Annotated in this window: 6 protein-coding genes; 2 read left to right on the top strand and 4 right to left on the bottom strand. The window is 70.8% G+C overall.

Translation table 11 applies throughout. The features are described from left to right. Positions 1–153: 153 nt before the first annotated feature. Entirely contained in the window at positions 154–2,397 is a 2,244-nt protein-coding gene (locus ACFWYM_RS19240; protein ID WP_384838038.1) for an MMPL family transporter, read from the bottom strand. 459 nt (positions 2,398–2,856) lie between these two features. On the opposite strand from ACFWYM_RS19240, the gene ACFWYM_RS19235 reads away from it, so the two are divergent. After that, complete coding sequence (locus tag ACFWYM_RS19235; RefSeq protein WP_384838036.1) at positions 2,857–3,756, top strand: family 16 glycosylhydrolase; 900 nt, start codon at positions 2,857–2,859, stop codon at positions 3,754–3,756. On the opposite strand, the gene ACFWYM_RS19230 is transcribed toward ACFWYM_RS19235, so the two are convergent. Together ACFWYM_RS19230 and ACFWYM_RS19225 are read right to left on the bottom strand one after the other, a co-directional pair. Then, a complete protein-coding gene (locus ACFWYM_RS19230; protein ID WP_384838033.1) occupies positions 3,753–4,016 on the bottom strand; it encodes a hypothetical protein in 264 nt (87 codons plus the stop codon). The genes ACFWYM_RS19235 and ACFWYM_RS19230 overlap by 4 nt on opposite strands. 40 nt (positions 4,017–4,056) lie before the next feature. Beyond that, positions 4,057–4,614 (bottom strand): YceI family protein, encoded by a 558-nt coding sequence (locus ACFWYM_RS19225; RefSeq protein ID WP_384838029.1) that lies wholly within the window; start codon positions 4,612–4,614, stop codon positions 4,057–4,059. A 163-nt stretch (positions 4,615–4,777) separates the two neighbouring features. Here ACFWYM_RS19225 and ACFWYM_RS19220 point away from each other — a divergent pair, with 163 nt between their 5' ends. Next, positions 4,778–5,749, top strand: a complete 972-nt coding sequence (locus ACFWYM_RS19220; RefSeq protein ID WP_384838026.1) for an MsnO8 family LLM class oxidoreductase — start codon at positions 4,778–4,780, stop codon at positions 5,747–5,749. Between the two features lie 129 nt (positions 5,750–5,878). Here ACFWYM_RS19220 and ACFWYM_RS19215 read toward each other — a convergent pair whose 3' ends face one another. Next, positions 5,879–7,837, bottom strand: coding sequence for a M13 family metallopeptidase (locus ACFWYM_RS19215; RefSeq protein WP_384838023.1), 1,959 nt, complete (start codon positions 7,835–7,837; stop codon positions 5,879–5,881). Positions 7,838–7,851 lie beyond the last annotated feature (14 nt).

Genomic DNA, 7,851 nt, shown 5'->3' with positions numbered 1-7,851 from the left:
GCCCCTTGGTCGCTTACGACATCCTGGGGCTGACCGATTGCGACAAGCACCGCGTATGAACGGGCCACAACGGCGACGGCCCGGTTACCTCTTGAGGTCACCGGGCCGACGTTCTTTCCGTTCTTCAGTACGAGGTGTACGAGGTGTACGAGGTCAGCGGACGGGCTGCAGCTCGCGCTCCCCGTCGGCGTCCGGCACCTCGCCGGGCCCGTTGCCGGTCCCCGCGTTGTCGCCGAGCTGCTGGTGCAGCTTCTCGCCCTCGACGTCCACGTTCGGCAGGACCTTGTCGAGCCAGCGCGGCAGCCACCAGGCGCCCTTGCCGAGCAGTGCGAGGACCGCCGGGACGATGGCCATGCGGACCACGAAGGCGTCGAAGAGGACGGCGATCGCGAGGCCGAAGCCCATCATCTTGACCATGTCGTTGTTCTCCATGATGAAGCCGGAGAAGACGCTGGTCATGATGATCGCGGCGGCGGCCACGACCCGGCCGCCGTGCGTGAAGCCGGTGACGACGGCCTCGCCGGGGCGCGCCCCGTGGACGTACGCCTCGCGCATCCGCGTCACGAGGAACACCTCGTAGTCCATGGCCAGGCCGAAGACCACACCGATCATGAAGATCGGCATCATGCTCATGATCGGGCCGGGCTGCTCCACGCCGAACACGTCGGCGAGCCAGCCCCACTGGAAGACCGCGACGACGGCGCCGAGCGCGGCGGCCACCGAGAGCAGGAAGCCGAGCGCCGCCTTGAGCGGCACCAGGACCGAGCGGAACACCAGCATCAGGAGCAGGAAGGCCAGGCCCACGACGAGCAGCAGATACGGGATGAGCGCGTCGTTGAGGGTCTGCGAGAAGTCGATGGTCATGGCCGTCTGGCCGGTGACCAGGATCTCCGCGTCGGTCTTCGCCTCCAGGCCGCCGACGGTCGAGCGGATCTCCTTGACCAGTTCCTCGGTCTTGTGGTCGCTCGGGCCCGTGCTCGGGGTGACGCTGAAGATGGCGGTGTCGCCCGCCTTGTTGGCCTGCGGCGGGGCGACGGCGACGACGCCGTCGACCTTCTTGAGCTCCTTGCCGACCGTGTCGGCCGCACCGGCGGCGTCCTTGCCGTCCACGGTGATGGTGAGCGGTCCGTTGAAGCCCTTGCCGAACGACTCGGACAGCATGTCGTACGCCTTGCGCTGCGTGCTGTCCGGCGCCGAGGTGCCCTCGTCGGGCAGGCCGAGCTCCAGGCTGGTGGCGGGCACGGCGACGGCGCCGAGGCCGACGACGGCGAGCAGCAGGACGGGCAGCGGGCGGCGCAGCACGAAGCGGGCCCAGCGGGTGCCGAGCTTCGGCTTGCCGTGCGTCGCGGCGGCGGCGAAATCGGCCGGGGACTTCTTGCGGTCCTTGCGGCGCAGCACCACGCGGCGCGCGAAGCCGAGCAGCGCGGGGATCATGGTGAGCGCGATGAGGACGGCGACGGCGACCGTGCCGGCGGCGGCCAGGCCCATCTTGGTGAGGATCGGGATGTTGACGATGGCGAGGCCGGAGAGGGCCACGATCACGGTGAGACCGGCGAAGACCACCGCAGAGCCAGCGGTTCCGGTGGCCCGGCCCGCCGCGTCCTCCGGTTCGCGGCCCTCGGCGATCTCCGCGCGGTAGCGGGAGACGATGAAGAGGGCGTAGTCGATGCCGACGGCGAGGCCGATCATCGTCGCGAGGGTGGAGGTGGTGCTGGAGAGCTCCAGGGCGCTGCCGAGGGCGGCGATGCCGGAGACGCCGATGCCGACGCCGATGATCGCGGTCAGCAGCGGCATGCCCGCGGCGACCAGGGAGCCGAAGGTGATGAGGAGGACGACCGCGGAGACGGCGATGCCGATGAGTTCGGCGCTGCCGCCCATCTCCTGCTCGGCCTCGACGGCGTCACCGCCGGCCTCGACTGTGAAGCCCGCCTTGCGGGTGTCGTCGATGGCCTTGGTCTGCGCGTCGTGCGCCTTGTCGGTCAGCTCCATGCCGGGGACCTTGTAGGTCACCGCCGCGTACGCCGTGGAGCCGTCCTTGGAGACCGCGCCCGCCTTGTAGGGGTCCGCGACCGAGGCGACCTGCGGGCCCTTGCCGAGGGCGCCGACCAGCTTCTCGACCTCGGCCTTCTGGGCGGCGGCCGTCAGCTTCTCGCCCTCGGGGGCGCGGATGACGACGCGCGCGCTGGCGCCGTCGGCGCTGGCGGCGGGGAACTTCTTCTCCAGCAGGTCGAACGCCTTCTGCGACTCCGTGCCGGGCATGGAGAAGCTGTCGGCGGGCGGCTTGGGCGCCATCGAGGAGGCGGCGCCGACCCCGACGAGCAGAGCCACCCATATCAGCGCGACGTACCAGCGTCGCCGGAAGGCGAGGCGGCCGAGTTTGTAGAGGAACGTAGCCACGGCGAAAGGGACCCCCGTCGGGAATTGGCAGGCAGGCGTGACCGCCCGGCGCAGGCTGTGCTTGGCGGGCGGTCGAACAAGAATCCCTTACATAATCGCCACTGTTCTGGCCGAGAAAGTCAGCCTCCAAGCTGGACTACGGGCCCGCGTTTGATGTACAGCCGCAGGCGTCGTCTCCTCCTGGGGGAGGAGACGACCCTGGTGCATGTAAGGCGCACTCACCTGCGGCGTTGTCGCGCCGGCGGCCGCTCATGTCCCGTTTGTCCGCAGGCCGCGCTCCCGCCACATGGCCGTGCGACCTCCTTGGTCCGCACCAACTCCTTGACGGCGCCGCACCCCCTCCCTTAAATCAAGTACTGAAGAAAGCGCGGGAGTTGAGCGCTCTCAGCGTTCACGTCTCGACGCCACATTGTCATGCGCACGACCGTCGCCCCCCCCACACGAAGTGACGTGATGACCATGCCCTCCGCTTCCCGCGCGGCCCGCTGCGCACTCGCCCTCGTCGCCTGCGCCGGCGTCCTCACCGCGATACCCGGCGGCGCGACCGCGGCCCCCGCTCCGGCCCCCGCCCCGGCTGCCGACCCCGCCGCCGCCCTCACCGCCGACGCCTTCACGGACACCTTCGACGGACCCGCCGGAGCCGCCGTCGACGGCTCCAAGTGGCAGATCGAGACCGGCGACAACGTCAACAACCACGAGCGGCAGTACTACACGCCCGGCAACGACAACGCCGCCCTCGACGGCCGGGGCAACCTGGTGATCACGGCGCGCAAGGAGAACCCCGGCAACTACCAGTGCTGGTACGGGCGGTGCGAGTACACCTCGGCCCGCCTCAACACGGCGGGCAAGTTCACGCGCGCGTACGGCCATGTCGAGGCGCGCATGAAGGTGCCGCGCGGGCAGGGCATGTGGCCCGCCTTCTGGATGCTCGGCGACGACATCGGCAGCGCGGGCTGGCCGGCCTGCGGCGAGGTCGACATCATGGAGAACGTCGGCTTCGAGCCGAGCACCGTGCACGGCACGCTGCACGGCCCCGGCTACTCCGGCTCGGGCGGCGTCGGCGCCGCCTACACCCTCCCGAACGGACAGCAGTTCGCGGACGACTTCCACACCTTCGCGGTGGACTGGGGCCCCGACTCCGTGAAGTGGTCGGTGGACGGGAACGTCTACCAGACCCGCACCCCGGCCGACGTCAACGGCAAGCAGTGGGTGTTCAACAAGCCGTTCTTCCTGATCCTCAACCTCGCCGTGGGCGGCTACTGGCCCGGCGACCCGGACGGCAGCACGAGCTTCCCGCAACAGCTCGTCGTCGACTACGTCCGGGTGACGACCAACGACGAGGCCGCGCCCAGCAGTTAGCCCTCCGCCGCGGGGCCCGCCTCGACCTGGCGCTCCACCTCCGCCGCCTCCTCGCGCAGCTGCCGCAGGCGCTCCTCCGCCTGGTCGGCCCGCGCCTGGAGGCGGGCGGTGTCGTCCGCGATGACCTGCAGGGCCGCCTCGACGGCGGCGTCCACACGCTGCGGATCGGCACCGTCCGCCTCGGTCAGCTCCTCCAGGGCACTCTTCACGGCGGGAATGCCGCCGCGCGCGTGGATCTCGGTCCAGTACTCGTAGTCCATCCCGGCATCTTCGCGCACACAGGAGCGTGCTCCGAATCCTTCACCCCATCGTCGACGTCTGCCCGGCCGGACGCAGATCCGCCCGTACCTCGATCAGCATCTTCAGGCGGCGGCCGGTCATGCCCTTCCCCGCGGTCACGCCGAACGCGTAGCGGTCGACGGTGGCCGAGGCGCGGGCCGTCAGGCGTCCGTCCGTCACGTCCACCGCGTCGACGGTCACCGTGACGGGGCGGGTCACGCCGCGCACCGTCAACTCGCCCGGCAGTGTGGCGAGTCCGGCCGGCGGGACCGTCGGGCCGCCGCCGGCGAAGGTGATGTCGGGGTACGTCGCCGCGTCGAGGTAGTCCGCGGACTTCACGTGCGCGTCGCGGCGCGCCATCCCCGATGCGAAGGTGTCCGCGCGGAGCGAGACGTCCACCGTCGAGGCCGGGAGCGAGTCGGAGACCGTGATCCGGCCGCCCGCGACGGCGAAGTCGCCCCGCACGGGGACGAGTCCGAGGAACGAGCTCATCCGGAACCGCACCGTCGACGCGGCCGCGTCGATGTCGTACGTGCCGCTCTCCGGCACCGTCCTGTCCCCCGTGACCACTGTCTCCATGAGCCCCGCACCTCCGGGTTCCGCTGCTTGCCTGCTTGCCTTCTTGCCTGTTCGCCTCGGCTTGTCGCGTCTCCCCTCATCGTCGGGGCGCGGGCCCGGGTCCGGCAGATCCACATGTCTCCGTCTCGCCCGTACAAATGTCACGGCCGCTTATGGTGGACAGGTGATCGAACTGCCTCTCTCCGCCCTGGAAGTCGCCATGGTCGAGGCCAGGACAACGGCCTCCGCCGCCCTCCGCAACGCCGAGGAGACCGCCCTCGCGCTCGACCGGCTCGGCTGGCACCGCCTGTGGTTCGCCGAGCACCACCGCTCCCCCTCCATCGGAGCCTTCCCGCCCGCCGTCCTGAGCGCGCACATCGGCTCCGCCACGACCGGACTGCGCGTCGGCTCCGGCGGGGTGCTCGCGCCCAACCACGCCCCGCTGATGGTGGCCGAGCAGTTCACGACGCTCGCCGCCCTCCACCCGGGACGCGTCGACCTCGGCATCGGGCGCGGGCCCGGCACCTTCCACGCGGAGACCGCGCGGGCGCTGCGCCGGGGCGCCGACCCCACCACGGACGAGGAGTACCACCGCGACGTCGCGGCCACGCTGGACTTCCTCGTCGAGGTCGGCTTCGGCGAGCTGCCCGAGCCCTGGCTGCTCGCGTCGAGCGCCACGGGCGCCACGCTGGCCGGTGAGCTCGGCCTGCCGGTCGCGGTGGCCCATCACATCCGGCCCGACAACACCCTTGAGGTGGTGGGGCGTTACCGCGACGCGTTCCGCCCGTCCCGGTGGTGCGCGGAGCCCCGCGTCCTCGTCTGTGTCGAGACCGTGTGCGCGGACACCGAGGAGCGGGCCGTCGAGCTGTCCCGGCCCATGGAGGTGGTGAAGGCAGGGCTGCTCAAGCGGCAGGGCGAACTGCCCTTCCCCAGCCCGGCCGCGGCGGCCGAGCACGTCTTCAGCCCCGAGGACGAGGCGGCACTCGCCGCGTACGGGGCCCAACAGGCCAAGGGCACTCCGGAGTCGGTGGAGGCGGCGCTGCACCGGATCGCGGAGGCGACGGGCGCCGACGAGCTGATGATGATCACGCCGGTGTACGAAGTCGCCGACCGGGTACGGTCGTTCGAGCTCGTGAGCGGGCTGAGGAAGGCGTAGCCTCGCGCGTCCACGCCGTGCCCCGACCCTCGCCTACGGAAAACGCGGTGGCCCGCGCGGCGATCACGGTATCCGTGGTGCCGCGCGGGCCGACTCACCTTTCACACCGGGCCATTGGCCTTCACGGGTTCACCAGATGCGGACGCGCTCCGTCGGGTCGAGCCACAGCCCGTCGCCCTCGGCGGTGCCGAACGCCTCGTGGAACTCGTCGAGGTTGCGCACGATGTTGGCGCGGAACTCCGGCGGCGAGTGCGGGTCGATGGTCAGGTACTGCTGCTCCTGCTCCTTGCGGCGCTTGGTGCGCCACACGTAGGCCCAGTTGAGGAAGAGCCGCTGGGAGCCGGTGAGTCCGTCGCTCTCGGGCAGCGGGGCGCCGTCGAGGGAGATCAGGTAGGCGGTGTGGCCGATGGTGAGGCCGCCGAGGTCGCCGATGTTCTCACCGACGGTGAGGGAGCCGTTGACGAACTCGCCGGGGAGGTTGCGCGGCGAGAACGCGTCGTACTGCTTGACGAGGGCCTTGGACTTGGCCTCGAAGGCGGTCTTGTCGGCGGCGGTCCACCAGTCGTTGAGGTTGCCCGCGCCGTCGTACTGCGCGCCCTGGTCGTCGAAGCCGTGGCCGATCTCGTGGCCGATGACGGCGCCGATGCCGCCGTAGTTCTCGGCCGCGTCGGCGTCGGGCGCGAAGAACGGCTTTTGCAGGATGCCCGCGGGGAAGCAGATCTCGTTGGTGCCCGGGTTGTAGTAGGCGTTGACGGTCTGCGGCAGCATGAACCACTCGTCGCGGTCGACCGGCGCGCCGATCTTGGCGAGCTGCCGGTCGGACTCGAAGGCGGCCGCGGCCTGGGCGTTGCCGAGCAGGTCGCCGGCGCCGGCCTGGAGGGCCGAGTAGTCCCGGAAGGTGTCCGGGTAGCCGATCTTGGGGCGGAAGGTGGCGAGCTTCTCGTACGCCCGCTCCTTCGTCTCGTCGGTCATCCAGTCGAGCCGGGCGATGGACTGCCGGTACGCCTCGAGGAGGTTGGCGACCAGGTCGTCCATCAGCGCCTTGGAGCTCGGCGGGAAGTGCCGGGCCACGTACACCTTGCCGACGGCCTCACCGATGGCGCCCTCGACGAACTGGACCCCGCGCTTCCAGCGGGCGCGCAGCTCCGGCGTGCCGTTCAGGGTGCGGCCGTAGAACTCGAAGTTGTTCTGCACGAACGCGTCGGTGAGGTAGGGCGCGCAGGCCCGCAGGACGCGGGTGAGGGTCCAGTCCCGCCACTGCTCGACGGGGGTCTCGGCGAGGACCGTCGACAGGTGGGCGAGGTAGGAGGGCTGGCGGACGCAGGTCTCGGCGATCGTCGCGTCCGTGCCGCCGAGGCCCTCGACGTAGCCGTGCCAGTCGAACTCGGGGGCGAGGGCGGTGAGTTCGTCGAGCGAGGTGAGGTTGTAGGTCTTCTGCACGTCGCGGGTCTCGGCGCGCTCCCAGTGCCCGGACGCGAGCTTCGTGTCGAGGGCGAGGACCGCGCGGGCGGCCGCCTCGGGCTCCGCGTGCTCGGCGAGGGTGAGGAGCTGGGTGAGGTAGCCGATGTACGCCTCGCGGATCTCGGCGAACTTCTCGTCCCGGTAGTACGACTCGTCGGGCAGGCCGAGGCCGCCCTGGAGGATGTTGAAGAGGTAGCGGTCGGAGTCGCGGTCGTCGGTGTCGATGTACGTGCCGAAGAGGCCGGTGCCGCCGACGCGCTCGAACCGGCCGAGGAAGGCCGCCAGGTCCTTCAGGTCGCGCAGCCCGGCGACCTCCTCGATGAGGGGCACCACCGGGGCGAGGCCGAGGTCGGCGATGCGCTCCTCGTCCATGAAGGAGGCGTACAGGGCGGCGATCTTGCGCGCGTCCTCCGAGTCCGGGCCCGAGGCGTCCGCCGCCAGCTCCTGGATGATCTCCTTGACCTGCTGCTCGGCGGTGTCGGCGAGCTCCACGAAGGGGCCCCAGCTGGAGCGGTCCTCGGGGATCGCGGCGGTGTCCAGCCAGTGGCCGTTCACATGACCGAAGAGGTCGTCCTGGGGTCGGGTCTCGGGGTTCATGCCCGCGCGGGCGTCATCCAGAATGCTCATTCATGCAGCCTATG

This window comes from Streptomyces sp. NPDC059009 (genome assembly GCF_042740175.1).
Lineage (GTDB): Bacteria > Actinomycetota > Actinomycetes > Streptomycetales > Streptomycetaceae > Streptomyces.
This window is presented reverse-complemented; position numbering and strand designations above follow the sequence as displayed.

Excerpts from the sequence above, each read along its gene's own strand:
- ACFWYM_RS19235 (WP_384838036.1), top strand. The coding sequence starts at position 2,857 with ATGCCCTCCGCTTCCCGCGCGGCCCGCTGCGCACTCGCCCTCGTCGCC.
- ACFWYM_RS19230 (WP_384838033.1), bottom strand. The coding sequence starts at position 4,016 with ATGGACTACGAGTACTGGACCGAGATCCACGCGCGCGGCGGCATTCCC.
- ACFWYM_RS19225 (WP_384838029.1), bottom strand. The coding sequence starts at position 4,614 with ATGGAGACAGTGGTCACGGGGGACAGGACGGTGCCGGAGAGCGGCACG.
- ACFWYM_RS19215 (WP_384838023.1), bottom strand. The coding sequence starts at position 7,837 with ATGAGCATTCTGGATGACGCCCGCGCGGGCATGAACCCCGAGACCCGA.